The sequence below is a fragment of the Paenibacillus contaminans genome, from assembly GCF_003285015.1.
Classification (GTDB): domain Bacteria; phylum Bacillota; class Bacilli; order Paenibacillales; family NBRC-103111; genus Paenibacillus_V; species Paenibacillus_V contaminans.
Genome location: NZ_QMFB01000020.1, coordinates 64,532 through 79,826, shown reverse-complemented (window position 1 = coordinate 79,826; position 15,295 = coordinate 64,532). Strand labels below are relative to the sequence as shown.

Genomic DNA, 15,295 nt, shown 5'->3' with positions numbered 1-15,295 from the left:
GGTTGCGGATCGTCACAAGCATTTTTCACCTAAATTTAGCACGATAATCCTTCGGACTAAGGCCTGTGTATTTCTTGAACACATTTGAAAAATACGCGGAGTCGCCGATACCTACCATCATGCCGACTACGTAGGCCTTGGTTTCGCTATTTTGTAAAAGAAGCTTTGCCTGCTGGATTCTGTATCGCGTAATGGCTTCCGTGATGGTTTCACCCGTTTCTTTTTTAAACAGGCGGCTCAAATAGCTGCTATTCAAGTGAACGTGATTGGCCAGCGTCTGCAGATCGATATCGTTGCTGTAATTAGCTTCAATATATGATATTACTTTCTCGATCGATATATTGTCGTTACCTTTGGCGCTGACGATAGAGGTGACGGATTCGATCATCGAGATCTGTAATCCCGTATAAAATTGCTCGGATAACGCTTGTTTGGCTTCTTGATACGCGATATGCAGCTCCAATAGGGAGGTATGCATATTACTGACTCCAACCGAAACGACAGTGTTCATAAAGCTTTCTGAAATTTCGATGAGCTCATTGCAAATTCGGTTGACGTCTCGTATATGAAGGGAATAATCATCTTCCTCGAACGATACAAGCAGGATCACCGTTTCATTACTTGGAATCAAAAGGATCGGGCTGTAGTCTTTAAACGACTGATTCAGGAAATGGATTACAGACGTGATGAGATGTTCCTCTTTATCGGGATTGTACGAATCGGTATCCGCCTTAGTTTTTATATCGAATGCTAATATAAAATAATGCTTTAGGTTTATTCCAAGGCTCTGCGCTTTGGTTTCGACGTCGGCCGGGTGGATGCTGCGGTGGAGAACATCTTGCAAGAAGCTTCGTTTGATCTCCGGTATCGTGTTGGTCATTACTTCTTCTAATTGCCTGATTTTCGAATCCGCTTCCCGCTGCTGGATGATGAAGCTTTTGGCTTTCCGAATAGCTTCCTGTATTTTATCGAGGGGGTTCGTCTTTATAATAAAATCAATCACGCCATACTGAATGGCGGATTGGGCGAATGAAAAGTCCGCAAAACCCGTTAGTAAAATAACCTTTGTTTTCGGGTAATGTTTGGAAACCGCTTCAGACAGCTCGATGCCGTTTAAGCCGGGCATTTTGATGTCCGTGATCACGATGTCGATTTTTTTCGTTTTCAGCTCCTCCAGCGCCTCTAAGCCGTTGCTGGCTTCACTGACGATTTGGCAATCCAGTTCATCCCAGTCTATAAAATTTTTAAGCCCGTTTTTGATTACGTGTTCATCATCGGCAATCATGACCCGAAACAATTTGAGACCCTCCTTTATATGCCGGTATGCGGATCGAAACAGTAGTCCCTTTACCTTGTTCGCTGTGAACGGCAATTTCATACTTATCGCCATACATGAATTTCATTCGCTTGTTTACGTTGACCAATCCAATGTGAGTGTGGTTTTTATCGTATGTTTTGGATGCCGCTTTATGATTTCCTTCGAGGTCCAAAGCGGCGGTATCGAATCCGACTCCATCGTCCGCGATTTCAATGGCGAGCATTCCGCACTTCTCATAGGCGCTGATAAATAAATTGCCTTGAGTTAGTTTATTTTCCAGCCCATGGACGATTGCGTTTTCAACGATCGGCTGAATGCACAGCTTGGGAAGGGAATAGTCCATGACCGACTGATCGATATCCACTTGGATTGTGAATTTATCTCCAAAGCGTTCTTTCTGAAGATAAAGATAAAACTCCACATATTTCATTTCTTCCCTAATCGTAGTCGTCTGGTTTGAATCCGTATAAATGCTGGCTTGCAGCAGCTCGCTCAGTGACGACACCATCTTATAGATGGTGTCGTTTTTTGACATTTTGGCATTCCATCCAATCGAAAGGAGTACATTGAACAAAAAGTGGGGGTTAATCTGCGCCTGCAGCGATTTTAACTCGGCCTCTTTAATGAGAAGCTGGTTATTATATACCTCATTGAACAAATAATCGATGCGGTTGATCATTTTGTTGAAAATATTGCTTAAGCGAATCAATTCGATCTCTTTGTACCCGCCCATGCGGGCATTATAATTGCCTTGCTGTACCTTTTCCATTTTCTCAATAAGATCTTTAATGTGGCGTATAACATGAGAAGAATATAAGATTCCGATAACAACGAAAATGATCACTAATAAGGCAATCATATACAAGTAATTTCGGATACTTTTGTTCAGGTCCAGAAAGACTGACTTTTCAGGCACAACGATTAATGATGTCAGATCGTAGCCTTTGATTTCCTTGGCAGCGATCCAGAACTTCTGATTATCGATTTTTATTTGTTTGCCTGCGCCGGTCATTTTTTTCGTCAGCATCACATCAGGCGCTTTTTTTCCGAGCATGGTTTTATCGGTGGCTGAAACGACAATCCCGTCGTTGTTAAAAATCATCCCTTGGGAGCCTTTATATTGATTGATGCCTTCATACGTTTTTGAGATGATACTTTCATTAATGTCTAAGACGATGGTGCCTTTTAAAGAAGCGTTCTCATCATAGAAATTACGGATGTAAAAAATGGTGGGGTTGACGGCTGTCGGGGGGATGATTTCGAATCGGCTGTTTTGGTTTCGGTATTTACGTACCAGCTCCGAGTAGTTTTCCGTATTGATCAGTTTTAAGGAATCGTATCTCAAATAGAAATAATTCTTTTCGTCGGCATTAAAAATAAATATCGAGTTGATTAGGCCGCTTTCCCACGCATAATTGAAAAACAGATTATGTTGAACCCCTTTTTGCAGCGTATCCCTGATTAATAGTTGATTGGCGGGTTGAACGCTGTCTTTGTTTAAATGGCTTATGTTTTCCGTAATGTCTTTATTGTTGATGAGATTAAAAAATAAATTGCTTGTGCTCTCAAACTGGGAATGGATAAGCTTGTTCGTTTCATTTGTGAAATCGTTCAACTTATTGAGAACCTGATTGCTTAAAATGGAAGAAACGACAGCATAAAAATAGATACCCGTCGTGACCATAGGGATCAAGACGATAACGGCTACGAAAACGATCATACTTCTTTTGATGGAGCGGTTCGTAAAGAGATTGCGCAGCATGTTTAACTCCCTGCCTTCGAATTAACGCAATGATGTACATAAACCATTCGCTAGAAGCGCTTGATTTCCTTTGACAAAGAAAATGATTCGCGAATAAGGTAATGAAATTGATAGAAAGTAAAAAAGATACAACTTTCTTTCGAGGAAGAACGGCAGCCGCTCCGAAATTGAAAATCAAGTAAAAAATACAATACTTGAAGTCATAGGGTTCTATTCTATAGAGTGCCCGATTTTTTTAAGATAAGGAAGGTAAGTAAAATACAAACGAACTAAGGGAGGATCAACGCAATGAGTAAGCGTTTTCGGAATATGGCTTCAGTTGCTTCGCTGGTCATGTTGACGGCAACGGTGTCAGCATGCGGTACGGATAAAGCCGGTGGCGGCGCCTCGACGAATTCGCCTGCCCAAACGGAACCCGTTGAAATTAAGTTTTTGACTTCATGGGTCGGCAATCATCCGTTTGCCGGGTATTTAAAAGAAGAAATCGAAACATTCAACAAGCAAAATGAAAACCGGATTGTCGTTAAAGTGGAGGACGTGCCTGACGATTCCGCGATGAACGAGAAACTGAAAGTGATGATCTCGGGCAGAGATTTTCCGGATATTGCCGTTACGGATAGCGGTTCGATTGCGGATTTGGCAGCTAAAAGCGGTGTAGCGTTGGACCTCAAGCCGTATATTGAGGCTGATCCCGATTGGAAGTCCAACCTTGACGAACGCGGCATGGAGGCATGGAACCACAATACCGGCAAATGGCATGCTGTCACAAGCCATAAAGACGTCGTCGGGTATTTCTATAACAAACAATTATTCAATGATGCCGGTATTCAAGCGCCTGCAACAACCTGGGAGGAATTTTTCAAGCAGTGCGAAATGCTGAAGGCCAAAGGAATTGCTCCGATCGCCGCCAACACGGCGCAAAACGGATGGACCGCCAATCTGTGGTTTATTTCGTTGATCGGCACCAATGGCGAAGCGGGCAACAAACTGGCGAATACCAATCATCCGGAAACGTATGAGACGCCTGAAGTCATCGCCGCCGCGGATAATCTCAAGAAGATTCTGACTCAATATTCCACGAAAGATGCGGTCGGCCTGGATTATGCAGGAGCCATGAACTATTTCCTGCAAGGCAAAGCGGCCATGATTGCCAACGGCATCTGGCTGACGGCCGACGCATACGACGAGCAAAAATCGATTAAAGGTTTAAAGGATAATCTGGGAGTCGCCAAATTCCCAGGGGACGGCATTTTTTCTACACCGGGCTTCACCTTCATGGCAAGCAGCTTGGATAAGAAAAAATACGATGCTGAGGTTGCATTCATTAAATTCCTTACGGACAAGCAAGGCCAAATCGATAAGTTGACCAAGCTGAACCTGGTGCCCGCTTCTAAGAATATCGACGTAGCTCAATACCAGATCGATCCGATGCTGAAAGATCTGATCAACCAAGCGAAAGGCGCCAAGTATACGTACGTTACGCCGTGGGCGATTTATCAAGAAAGCGTCACCAGCAACATCACTCAGAATCTTGCGTCTCTTGCGTTCAAGCAGACCCCTGAACAATTCGCCAAAACGCTAACCAGTCAAATCAAGTAATTATGATTTCCTGGACAAAGCGGCTGTATAACAAGTAAGAACAGGTTATGCAAGGGAGTTAAATGTCATGGTCATCAAACATAAGTTTTGGATCGGCATGTTTATCGCGCCTACGGTCATTATTTTTCTGATGTTCTACGCATACCCGCTGGGAACCGTTATCGTGACCTCCTTTACCGAATGGCATCTTGTCAGTCCGATCGTCTTCAACGGATTCTCAAACTATGCGGCGTTATTCCGCCACGATCCGGCATTTATTGCGAGTTTGTTTAACACGCTGATCTGGCTGGTGCTGCAGTGCACCGTCTTCGTAGGTCTCGGCGTACTTGTGGCGCTAGTTACGATGCGGCGGGACAAGTTTTCAAGATTCGTTAAAGTCGTCTATTTGATTCCCAATATGATTGCCGTAGCGGCGCTTGCGAGATTGTTTTATTCGTTCTTCCAGCCGAGCTACGGCCTCGTCAACCAGTTCATTCAGTGGATAGGGTTTTCCGATTTCGAAATGAACTGGTATATGGATCCGAGAACGGCATTTCTGTCGGTTACGCTGACGTCGATCTTGTTTGCGGGCATCATCACGCTGATCGTCTCTTCTGAAATTGCTGCAATTCCCGCTTCCATCTACGAAGCGGCTACAATCGACGGTGCGACGGGCACCCAAGTCCATCGCTACATCACGCTTCCCATGTTAAGAAATATTATCGCGACCTCGCTCATTTTGGCTTCGACCGGCGCCTTGAAAATGTTTGAGGTGATTTACTTAACGACGAACGGAGGTCCGGGCAACCAGACGATGAACCTCTCGCTTCTCCTGTATAAAACCGCGATGTCAGACAATGATTACGGTTATGCAAACGCAATCGGAACCGTCATATTCGTCCTTGGCATTGGCATCATCTTATTCATTACCAAGTTATCGAAATTAGGACAATCCCATTATCTGGAGTAAGGAGAAAGACCATGAGCATACGCAGAATAACCAAGGAAGGATTGAGATTGATTTTTTTATGCATCATCGCATGCATCTCGATTGTTCCATTCGTTTGGACGTTCATTGCGTCGTTCAAGACGACTCCTGAAATTTTGGAATCCGCTTTTTCTTTGCCCAGCCGATTAAGCTTCGCCAACTATATCAGCGCGTTTCAGAAGGCCCCGCTGCTGCTGTTTTTTTTAAACAGCACTATTGTCACCTTGGTCTCCGTTGTCTTTGTCCTGCTGTTATTCAGTATGGCGGCATATGTGTTTGCAAGACATCCATTCAAAGGCAGCGAATGGATGTTCTCCGTCCTTTCCTTGTCTTTGCTGGTCCCGACAACCGCGATTATTTTTCCGCTGTATTTATTGTTGAAGCAAATCGGTCTTTACGATACGAAGGCGGGGCTTGTGTTCGTATACGTATCGTTGTCCATGCCGATCTCGATCTATATTTTCCGGAGCTTCTTCTTGACGATTCCCAAAGATATGGAGGAGTCCGCCTATATGGAGGGCAGCGGATTCGTAAGGACCTATTTTCAAATTATCGTACCTTTGGCAAAACCGGTATTTGCTACCGCCGCCATATTGGCCTATCTTGCATCATGGAACGACTTCCTGTATTCGCTGCTCATTACATCCGGTCAAGAAAACCGTACGGTCCCGTTAGTGATGAAATATTTCGAAAGCCAGCAGTTCGGGAGCGATCTCGGAGCGGTTTTTGCTGCGGCCGTCATCGTCATTTTGCCGAGTATTGTCGTTTATTTATTGTTGCAAAGACAGATCGTTTCCGGTTTGATCGCAGGGGCCACCAAGGGTTAACACAAAAGAGGGAGTGGGGGAATGGAGTTGAATTCAAGCTCGGCTAATAGGTCCCAACAGGGCGTCGGAACAATCAAAATGACGATTGAAGGAACTTCAGCCGGCTTTGCCGAGCGTTTGCGGGCTATCGTGAAGCGACGCATAGAGGAGCGTTCCGGTGCCAGGCTCCTGGATAGAGGCCAGGAAGGAGAGCTTACGATCGCTTGTTCCATTCAAACGGGCGTCGGCTCCGAAGGATTCCGCATTGACGGCGGGCCAGGTAATGAAATCCGCATTATTGGCAACGACATCAGAGGCTTGCTGTACGGAGCGGGGAAGTTTCTTCACTCGTCGCTATACACGCAGGATGGGCTTGTGCCTTCGACCTGGCGGGGCAGCTCGCAGCCAAGGGGCAGCGTACGGGGGATGTATTTGGCGAGTCATTTTTTTAACTGGTATCAGGTGGCGCCTGAAGCGGAAATTAGGGAGTATTTGGAGGATCTGGCGCTCTGGGGGGTCAATACGATTGCGCTCGTTTTTCCGATTGTGAATCTATATGGCTGGGAGGACGCGGAAACAGACAATGTTTTTGTGCAGCTGCACAAGGCCTACAGGACTGCCAAAGAGCTAGGGCTCGACATCGGCCTGACGGTAGCTCCCAATCAGGATTTCAAGCTGCCGCGCGCGGCGTTCGCAGCGCTTCCCAATCCGGACCCTTTGGGCAGGCGCGGAAATCACGGCAACAACATCTGCCCCAGTATCCCGGGAGCCCAAGAGTATATCCTCGAAAATATGCGGGAAGCATTCCATCGATTGAAGGAAGTCGAACTCGATTATTTATGCGTGTGGCCGTACGATGAAGGCGGATGCGCTTGTCAGGCATGCTCTCCGTGGGGGGCAAACGGATATGTACGAATTTCAAGAGCCGTTATTGAAACGGCTGGCAGCGTTTTTCCCAAGCTGAAAGTCATCTTGTCGACTTGGATGTTCGATACGCCTTATGAAGGCGAGTGGGAAGGACTCGCGGAGGTTCTTCGCGAGCAAAACGGCTGGGCGGATTATATACTCGCCGATGCCCATGAGGATTTCCCTGCATACCCTCTAGAGCAAGAAGTTCCCGGCGGCTTGCCGCTGCTGAATTTTCCGGAGATCAGCATGTGGGGGCTATTTCCGTGGGGGGGTTATGGGGCCACTCCGCTTCCCAAACGGTTTGAAGCGCTGTGGAATCAAGTGAAGCATAAGGTAACCGGCGGAATTCCTTATTCCGAAGGGATTTACGAAGATATCAATAAAGTTGTGATCAGCATGTTTTATTGGGATGCCGATTATACGGCGGAAGAAATACTGGAACAATATATCGCTTATGAGTTCTCGCATGAGGTCGTTAGCGACGTGATGAAACTGATTCGCTTCATCGAGAACAATCAAGTTACGGTCGCATACGGAGGCTGGGCGGCCGTTGAGGATGCGGAAGAAGCCTATCGGCTTGCGAATCGGGTGGATGCGCTGCTGCCGCAGCGGGCCAAGTCCTCTTGGCGCTGGAGGATTTTATATATAAGGGCTTTGCTGGATAAGATCAGGTACGCGGCCGTTCCAGAAGGCAAATGGCCTTGGCCGCAGCAGCAAAATTGGGGGCCGCTGCTGAAGGGAAATCTTCAAGCCGAGGAGGCCATGAAAGAGCTCATTCAAATCTATCATTGCATGATCGAAGACGACGGTACCTATGTGCAGCATAGCTGGGTCAGGCCGCCCGTGTAACCGAAACCGGGAAATAGTTAGGACCAGTTGAAGATTTCATATCCACCGTATCCGTACGATACTCATCATCGCAGCTCAAAAAAACAACGGCATTCTAGGACTTTATCGTCCAAAGTTGCCGTTGTTCTTTTATTGGGATCACTATAGCCGGGGGAGCGCTTTTTTGTATTTGCCGGGACTGCTGCCGTACATCGATTTAAAAAATCGGATGAACGGATACGAATGATCATAGCCGATCCGATTCGCGATTTCCCCCATCGTCAAATCCGTAGTAGCCAACAAATATTGCGCCTTCTTCAATCTCTGGGCTTGGATATATTGCATCGGAGAAACTTGAAAAGCTTGTTTGAATTCCTTATAGAAATGGGAGGTGGACAAGTACATCAGCTCGGCCAGCCGCGCCACTTTTATTTTCTCGGCAAGATGTTCCTCCATGTAGTCGAACACGGGTTGAAACCGTTGAAACTTCCTCATATCCTCGAAGCTGCCGATCCTGTACCGGGAGACGGAAAGGACAATTTCCAGCAGAGCGAACATTCGCTGCTTGACTTGCGCCGTCTTGTACAAGGATGTGCTGGCGTCGATCGGATCGGCGTTCATCAAGGCGGTTATTTCGGCCTGAAGCCGACCGATGTTATTTCCGATGTCTACGGAGGTGACATAAGGCGTTTCTATAAAGTCGAACAGTTGAAAATGGTCAAAAAGCGTGATGTCCAGATTCAGCCAATGCGTGACGAATTGAGGTCCCGGCATATCGATTTCGTATTTGGTATTCGGCGGGATGATCAACCCTTGCCCGGGCTCGACCTTATAACCGGCATTCCCGATCTGAAGAAGCAGCGGACCGTCCGTAATTTGAGAAACAAGCGTGAACGGCTGATCGTACCGATACGATTTCTTCACGTCGAATCGCGTCGTATTGCCCCCGAAGTAAGTAAAATCGAGCGAATTCAGGACGGTGGTCAAAAACCGGGAGTCATTCATACTTCTTTCCGCCTTCTTCGAGTAATTACATTTATTATAGTGCAACGCGCAATCGAATCAAGCACAACAAGAAGGCTTCGAAAAAAAGCGTGTATAAAATCAGACAATTTGTCATTTCTGACTTCATGACCCAGTGAGATAATGGTCCCGTGACAGAAATCATGAGGGAGTTGAGGCGGAAATGAGCGCTAAACTGAAGATCGGCATTTTGGGCGGAGGAGGCATTTTGGCTGCACATGCCCCGGGGTTTACACGTCTCGCGGAGCTTTGCGAAGTCGTTGTAGCCGAGCCTGACGCAAGCCGCCACACGGAGATCCGAAGGCTGCTGGGCGAGGATGTTGCCATTGTAGGAGATTATACCGAGATTTTGGCTGACAAGGACGTGGATGCGGTCGATATTCTTCTTCCTCATTACTTGCACGCGCCTGCCGCAATTGCGGCTGCTGAAGCAGGCAAACATGTGTTGACGGAGAAGGTGATGGCCCGTAATGTGGAGGAGTGCGACCGAATGATCCGGGCTTGCGAGAAAGCCGGCGTATCGCTTACCGTTTGCCATGACCGGCGCTACGACTCCGATTGGCAGGCGCTTAAGAATGTGGTCGATTCCGGCGAACTGGGGGACATTTTATTCTGGAAATTGGAGCACAATCAGAACGTCGTTTTCCCCGAGCGGAGCTGGGTGCGATCGAAGGAAATGCTTGGCGGCGGCGCCATCATGAGCTGTCTCACCCATCAGATCGATTCGCTCAGATGGTATGAAGGCGAAGTGGACCAGGTGACTTGTATGACGAAGACGGAGCGGGATCGCATGGAAGGGGAAAGCATCGGAGCCGTATTGGCCAAAATGCGGTCGGGCGCGCTGGCCCTGCTCTCCATTAACTGGTACACGCAATCGCATCAAGCTCCGGATGGATTATGGTACGAATTCAATCATGTCACCGGTACGAAAGGTGAAGCGTACTTTATGACCGGCAAAGGCACATACGTCAAAATTCATGATGGATCGTCCAAGCTGTTTCACTATGACATGAAAGGCGAAGGAAGCTTCGTCAAGGTTGACGTCAAGAGAGACCTGACCGGCCATCAGCGCTGCATCGAGCAATGGGTGAGAAGCTTGAGAGGCGAACAGGCGGAAATTTTGACCGACGGGACGGACAGCCGAAAAACGGTTGAAGTGGCGGAAGCCGCTTATCGGGCCGAGGAAACGAAGGCGGTAGTCAGCCTTCCCCTGCAGCCTGCACATTGAAAGCGGCAGAGATACGATACGAGGAGGAATGGCCTTGAGGATAGGAATCGACAGTTTTACGCTCCGGGAATTGAACCTGGATCCTTATCAGTGTCTTGATTATGCCAACAAACGCGGATTGGAAGGCGTGCAGTTCGGCGGCATAGGAGAATTAAGCAGCAAGCGAGATGTGGGTGAGATCCTGCATGTAAGGGATTACGCCAATTCGCTCGGGATGTATATAAACGTTTCAGTGGATGCGTGCAACCCGCTCCTGTTCCATCAATCGGAGGATGAAGCGAGAGCCGCAATCATCCGCGATATTCAAATCTTCGCCAAAGCCGGCTGGCATGAGCTGAGGAGTGTAATCAGCCACAATGACGAGCGTTACAAGCATCCCGTTCCATGGAACACTCATTTATCGAGGAGCGCCGATTTCGTACGAAGTCTGAGACCGGCGCTTGAGGAGTGTGGCAGCCGCATCAATCTCGAGAATCACGGCGACTCCACCTTCGATATTTTGCAGGTTGTTGAAGCCGCAGGTGCGGATATATGCGGCGTATGCCTCGACACCGGGAATACGCTCGTGAATGCGGAGGACCCCGTACTGGCGGCAAGGCGGGTCGCTCCCTATACGCACTTGACCCACATCAAGGATGGAATCGTCTTCTTTTCGGCGAATGGGGTCAGCAGGCAAGGAAAAGCGCCCGGCCAAGGGATTGTCGATTTTGCGAGCATCATTGCCGTTCTGGGTGAATACAACCCGGATTTGCCTTTGTCGATCGAGGATCACAAGTGGATTTTTGAGTTCCCGGTTTTCGAGCAGGATTGGTTCACGCCAAACCAGAAGCTGACGACCTATGAGTTCGGACAATATATGAAACTGGTCAGGACGGTAGAGCAGAAGCTTGTCTCAGGAGAGCTGCCGCCAGTCGATTCCTACGAAGCGATCCCTTACTTGGAACAAATGGAAGAAAGGATAACAAGCGGCGCTGAGCATTTGCGGGGGATCTTGGAAAGATTGAATTTACATAGCGGCAAATAAGAGAACTCTTATATTTTTACATGGCCCGGGCGCATTGCGCCCGGGTTTTTATCATGAAAAGCGTATCCGAGCAAAAATGGTGTATCGGTTCGAGCAAAGCATGCGAAAGCCCGCAAAAAGTGGATATTTTCATAGGGGACGGCGGTTGTTATTGTTGGGATCAAGCCGAAACGCAACAGGCGGACCACAGATAGGAAGGAGAAAGAAGCATGCTTGCACAACCAGCCGCAGACGCCGGAAGCCGCAAAAGCGAACGCGTCAAGCAGACGGTTAAACGAAGATCGTTCTGGAGGGACCTGAAGCGCAGACCGTTTCTTTATATGCTGCTCGTCCCGGTTGTCGCTTACTTTATCGTATTTAAATACTTGCCTCTATTCGGAGAAATCATCGCATTCAAAGATTTTCGGCTGGCCGACGGCATTTGGGGAAGCAAATGGGTGGGACTTGAGCATTTTAACCGGCTGATGCACAGCAGCGATCTGCTGAAGATCGTTCGCAATACGCTTCTCTTAAATGTATATGGGCTAGTCATCGGTTTTCCCGTGCCGATCGCGCTCGCCATCGTACTGAATGAAGTACGGGTGGAATGGTATAAGCGGGTCGTGCAGAACTTGCTGTATTTGCCCCATTTTTTGTCCTGGATTATTCTCGGCACGATCGTAATCGGACTTTTGTCTCCGGGCACCGGGTTTGTCAATTATGTTCTGAAGGCGTTCGGATTCGAGCCGATCTATTTTATGGGAAGCAACTTTTGGTGGCCGCTCGTGTATGTGTTCTCCGGCATATGGCGGGACGCCGGCTTCGGCACCATTCTCTTTTTGGCGGCTATGTCCAGCATCGACCCGCATTTGTATGAGGCGGCCAGAATCGACGGCGGCGGGAAGCTGAGGCAAATCTGGCACGTAACGCTGCCCGGAATCCGTAGCACGATCGCGATTGTGCTCGTTCTGCAAATGGGGCATATGATCGACGTCGGCTTCGAGAAAGTATGGGTGCTCACGAATCCGATGGTAACGGGCGTTTCCGACGTTATGAGCACTTACATCTACAGACTGGGCCTCGTCAACCTGCAGTACAGCTACACAACCGCCATCGGGTTGATTCAATCCCTCGTAGGCTTGGTATTGGTGCTTTCCGTGAATCGCATCATACGGGCGATGGGAGAGCGGGCGTTATGGTAGCAAACGGGTGCGGTACGAGGCTATGGAAAGATTCGAGGCTGGATTCAAGTCAAGGTTTACGGAAAGGAGGGACTGCGTATGGCTTTTAGGAAGGGCAGCGTGTCCCGCGGCATTTTATATCTCTTCTTGGCGGCGTGCACGTTCACAACGGTGTTTCCGTTTCTGAACGTGCTGGCGGTTTCCTTCAGCTCGGGCGAAGCGATTCGGGCAGGCAGCGTATCGATATGGCCGAAAGATTTTACATGGGATGCCTATCGCAACTTGATCGATGACGGTCAGCTGTTCGTCGCGATGCGAAATACGGCTTTGATGACGGTCGTGGGCACATCGCTGAACATTTTGGTTACCGTTATGGCGGCTTACCCGCTGTCGAAAGCGGATCTGCGCGGGCGGGGGCCGGTTCTAGGGATGATTGTTTTCACCATGTTGTTCGGCGGCGGGCTCATCCCCCAGTTTCTGCTCATCAAAAGCTTGGGGCTCATGAACTCGTATTGGGCGCTTTGGCTGCCAGGTCTGATCAGCACGTACAATTTGTTCGTTCTGAAGACGTTTTTCGAAGGGCTCCCCAGCGAGCTGGAGGAGTCGGCTTCAATCGATGGAGCCAAAGACTGGACGGTTCTGGTGCGGATCGTCCTGCCGCTGGCGCTTCCCGTGCTCGCTGCGCTGACGCTTTTCTATGCGGTCGGGTGGTGGAATGCCTACTACGGCGTGCTCATCTTTATTAAAAGCTCGACCAAGATGTCGCTCATGGTCAAGCTCTATCAGATGATCGACAACCTCGATCCCGCGCTGCTGATCGGGGATCCGACGAACGTGAGCGACACGCTGCCGCCGGAAGGCGTGCGTGCGGGCGCCGCCATGCTGGCCGCGCTGCCGATTCTGCTCATCTATCCGTTCCTGCAGAAATATTTCGTAAAAGGCGTCCTCATGGGCTCCGTGAAAGGTTAGTTATTCTAGCAAAGTTCCTCTATCGGTTCATAACGGCCTAAGCGCCTTATGATATAATTAAATTTTGTGGGAGGTCATGGTATGAAGAGATCAAAACGATGGGTGCTAGGCTCGACGGTTCTGGCACTGACGCTGGGCTCGGCTTTGGCGGGCTGCGGCAAAACGGATGAAGGGAAGAGCGGTGACAGTCCGGCTCCGTCCGCTACCGGGAAGACGGAAGACAAGTACGACAAGCTGCCGAAGGCGATCAGCGTTTCGATGTATGACAGGGGGGCTGTTGCCGCCGACGAAGGCTCCTACGAACAGAACCGCTGGACCAAGTGGATTCAGGAGGAATCCGGCGTCCAGGTCAAGTATGTCCCGGTTCCTCGCAACCAGGCGCAGGATAAGCTGAATACGCTGATTGCTTCCGGTGAAGCGCCCGATCTCATCTGGGATTATGACCGCAATTATATCGGTACGCTCGTCTCGCAGGGCGTCATTCAACCGATCGATGAGTATATCGAGAAATACAGCACGGTTCTCAAGAAATACATTAGCGAAAATCCGGATTTGAAGCCTTATATGACCTTCGACGGCAAACTATATGGGATTACGACAAAACGTCCGGCGAACGCTTTGGTCAACGCCGGTATGTGGATCCGGCAAGATTGGCTGGACAAGGCGGGGATGAAAGCACCGACGACGGAGGAGGAATTTTTCGCAGTCGTGAAGGCGTTCAAGGACAAAGGTCTTTCCGGAAGCGCGAATGCGCCTGTCGTTTCGATGTATGTCTGGCCTAACGTCATTGGGGGTCTTTATGCTGCACACACCTCGCAATGGTACCTCGAAGGAGGCAAAATGACCAATGCCAACTTCGTCGACCGCAACGTAGGCGCAATCGGATTCGAAAGGAAGCTATATGAGAACGGGTACATCGACAAAGAATACTTGACCGACAAAAACAGCCAGAAGATGATGAGTGATTGGGCGCAAGGCAAAACAGGCATTCTGATCGGCACGGTCGGCAACGGCATCGACAGTTACATGAAAGACTTGATGAAGAACGTTCCTGAAGCCAATCCGGTGCCGCTGGCCGCTTTTTCGACTCAATACGGCAAGTTTGGCTTTTACCAGGAAACGGGCGGCACTTATTACGTCGCGTTCAATAAGGATATGAAAAATCCGAAGGCGGCGATCCAATATCTCGACTGGATGCTCGACAAAGGTTGGTTTACGCTGGTCAACGGCACGGAGAACACGCATTACAAATTGGTTGACGGCGTCGCTCAAGTGATTGATTCGGACAAATTCAAGAAGGAAGTCGCTTACGCCGGCGAGTATGCGATTCTGATGAACAATGCCAAGACGTTCAAGCTGGAGGATTTGATCGTAAGAGCGCCCCAGGATCCGCTTTCGCAGCGCTGGGCGAAGCTCAACGTCGAAGCGATGAAAACGGCGCTTAGCGTACCGTTCCGCCGCGATATTCCGTATGTGCCAAACTCGCCGGATATCAGCAATGTGTTCGCAAGCATCGGTCCGAAGCTGACCGAGATTCGCACGAGGGCGATCGTCAAGGGCGACATCACGCCGGCAGAGGCGCTTGATATGATGCGCAAGGAGTACAAGAATGCCGGCGGGGACAAGGCGGATCAAGTCGCGCAGGAATGGTACGAAAAGAATAAAGCCAGCTTCAAATAATTCGATTGAGAAAATAACGAGC

12 protein-coding genes are annotated in these 15,295 nt (G+C 49.0%); 9 read left to right on the top strand and 3 right to left on the bottom strand.

All coding sequences use genetic code 11. From position 1 onward, the window contains the following. Positions 1-25: 25 nt before the first annotated feature. Both DQG23_RS28045 and DQG23_RS28040 read right to left on the bottom strand, forming a co-directional pair. Positions 26-1,297, bottom strand: a complete 1,272-nt coding sequence (locus DQG23_RS28045) for a response regulator (RefSeq protein ID WP_158560731.1) — start codon at positions 1,295-1,297, stop codon at positions 26-28. Then, a complete protein-coding gene (locus DQG23_RS28040; RefSeq protein WP_113034355.1) occupies positions 1,272-3,080 on the bottom strand; it encodes a sensor histidine kinase in 1,809 nt (602 codons plus the stop codon). The genes DQG23_RS28045 and DQG23_RS28040 overlap by 26 nt, the downstream gene beginning before the upstream one ends. 288 nt (positions 3,081-3,368) lie before the next feature. On the opposite strand from DQG23_RS28040, the gene DQG23_RS28035 reads away from it, so the two are divergent. From DQG23_RS28035 to DQG23_RS28020, 4 genes are all read left to right on the top strand, one after another. Next, positions 3,369-4,679, top strand: a complete 1,311-nt coding sequence (locus tag DQG23_RS28035) for an ABC transporter substrate-binding protein (RefSeq protein WP_113034354.1) — start codon at positions 3,369-3,371, stop codon at positions 4,677-4,679. A gap of 67 nt (positions 4,680-4,746) precedes the next feature. Continuing rightward, the gene (locus DQG23_RS28030) at positions 4,747-5,628 is read left to right on the top strand and encodes a carbohydrate ABC transporter permease (protein ID WP_113034353.1); all 882 of its coding nucleotides are present in this window, start codon (positions 4,747-4,749) and stop codon (positions 5,626-5,628) included. Between the two features lie 11 nt (positions 5,629-5,639). Beyond that, entirely contained in the window at positions 5,640-6,473 is an 834-nt protein-coding gene (locus DQG23_RS28025) for a carbohydrate ABC transporter permease (RefSeq protein WP_113034352.1), read from the top strand. A gap of 21 nt (positions 6,474-6,494) precedes the next feature. Continuing rightward, the gene (locus DQG23_RS28020) at positions 6,495-8,210 is read left to right on the top strand and encodes a hypothetical protein (protein WP_113034351.1); all 1,716 of its coding nucleotides are present in this window, start codon (positions 6,495-6,497) and stop codon (positions 8,208-8,210) included. A 141-nt stretch (positions 8,211-8,351) separates the two neighbouring features. Here the strand turns inward: DQG23_RS28020 and DQG23_RS28015 are convergent, their stop codons facing one another. Beyond that, on the bottom strand, positions 8,352-9,194 hold the full coding sequence (locus DQG23_RS28015; protein WP_113034350.1) for an AraC family transcriptional regulator: 843 nt from the start codon (positions 9,192-9,194) through the stop codon (positions 8,352-8,354). A gap of 181 nt (positions 9,195-9,375) precedes the next feature. Here DQG23_RS28015 and DQG23_RS28010 point away from each other — a divergent pair, with 181 nt between their 5' ends. The 5 genes from DQG23_RS28010 to DQG23_RS27990 all read left to right on the top strand — a co-directional run bounded on the left by DQG23_RS28010 (position 9,376) and on the right by DQG23_RS27990 (position 15,273). Then, a complete protein-coding gene (locus tag DQG23_RS28010) occupies positions 9,376-10,440 on the top strand; it encodes a Gfo/Idh/MocA family protein (RefSeq protein ID WP_113034349.1) in 1,065 nt (354 codons plus the stop codon). Between the two features lie 34 nt (positions 10,441-10,474). Continuing rightward, positions 10,475-11,464, top strand: coding sequence for a sugar phosphate isomerase/epimerase family protein (locus tag DQG23_RS28005; RefSeq protein WP_158560730.1), 990 nt, complete (start codon positions 10,475-10,477; stop codon positions 11,462-11,464). A gap of 209 nt (positions 11,465-11,673) precedes the next feature. Beyond that, the gene (locus tag DQG23_RS28000; RefSeq protein ID WP_113034347.1) at positions 11,674-12,645 is read left to right on the top strand and encodes an ABC transporter permease; all 972 of its coding nucleotides are present in this window, start codon (positions 11,674-11,676) and stop codon (positions 12,643-12,645) included. A gap of 78 nt (positions 12,646-12,723) precedes the next feature. Then, complete coding sequence (locus DQG23_RS27995; RefSeq protein WP_113034346.1) at positions 12,724-13,593, top strand: carbohydrate ABC transporter permease; 870 nt, start codon at positions 12,724-12,726, stop codon at positions 13,591-13,593. An 81-nt stretch (positions 13,594-13,674) separates the two neighbouring features. Further along, positions 13,675-15,273, top strand: coding sequence for an extracellular solute-binding protein (locus DQG23_RS27990; protein WP_113034345.1), 1,599 nt, complete (start codon positions 13,675-13,677; stop codon positions 15,271-15,273). The last annotated feature ends 22 nt before the right edge of the window (positions 15,274-15,295 follow it).

What these genes read in the sequence shown, in the direction of transcription:
- DQG23_RS28010 (WP_113034349.1), top strand. Translation starts at nt 9,376, where the DNA reads ATGAGCGCTAAACTGAAGATCGGCATTTTGGGCGGAGGAGGCATTTTG.
- DQG23_RS28030 (WP_113034353.1), top strand. Translation starts at nt 4,747, where the DNA reads ATGGTCATCAAACATAAGTTTTGGATCGGCATGTTTATCGCGCCTACG.
- DQG23_RS28015 (WP_113034350.1), bottom strand. Translation starts at nt 9,194, where the DNA reads ATGAATGACTCCCGGTTTTTGACCACCGTCCTGAATTCGCTCGATTTT.
- DQG23_RS28020 (WP_113034351.1), top strand. Translation starts at nt 6,495, where the DNA reads ATGGAGTTGAATTCAAGCTCGGCTAATAGGTCCCAACAGGGCGTCGGA.
- DQG23_RS28000 (WP_113034347.1), top strand. Translation starts at nt 11,674, where the DNA reads ATGCTTGCACAACCAGCCGCAGACGCCGGAAGCCGCAAAAGCGAACGC.
- DQG23_RS27995 (WP_113034346.1), top strand. Translation starts at nt 12,724, where the DNA reads ATGGCTTTTAGGAAGGGCAGCGTGTCCCGCGGCATTTTATATCTCTTC.
- DQG23_RS28040 (WP_113034355.1), bottom strand. Translation starts at nt 3,080, where the DNA reads ATGCTGCGCAATCTCTTTACGAACCGCTCCATCAAAAGAAGTATGATC.
- DQG23_RS27990 (WP_113034345.1), top strand. Translation starts at nt 13,675, where the DNA reads ATGAAGAGATCAAAACGATGGGTGCTAGGCTCGACGGTTCTGGCACTG.
- DQG23_RS28035 (WP_113034354.1), top strand. Translation starts at nt 3,369, where the DNA reads ATGAGTAAGCGTTTTCGGAATATGGCTTCAGTTGCTTCGCTGGTCATG.
- DQG23_RS28025 (WP_113034352.1), top strand. Translation starts at nt 5,640, where the DNA reads ATGAGCATACGCAGAATAACCAAGGAAGGATTGAGATTGATTTTTTTA.